1 pseudogene is annotated in these 318 nt (G+C 55.7%); it reads left to right on the forward strand.

Annotated elements, in window-relative coordinates:
- Positions 1–318: pseudogene (locus tag B4113_RS20815) on the forward strand (transposase); the annotation flags it as partial.

Genomic DNA, 318 nt, shown 5'->3' on the forward strand with positions numbered 1-318 from the left:
CCGTGGAGATGAACTTCTCTTTCTTGAAAGACCCATTCTTTACGGATGAGATTTACGTCAAAAAACCGGAACGGGTCGCGGTACTGGGCTATTTGTTTCTGTTGGCCTTGGCCATTTACCGCGTCTTCCAGCGCCGGGTGCGTCCGTTCATCACCCCGGAACACCCATGAAAGGGCGTGGGAGGCCGGAAACTGACCCGACCCACCGGGCAGGCGATTTTTCAATTGTTCCGGTATGTGAAAGTCGTCCTACTGGAGCTGCCGGATGGGCACATCCAACGCGCGTTAGGGAAACCGCTCACCCCTGATCAGCGAAGGA

Source organism: Geobacillus sp. B4113_201601, from assembly GCF_001587475.1.
GTDB lineage: Bacteria > Bacillota > Bacilli > Bacillales > Anoxybacillaceae > Geobacillus > Geobacillus icigianus.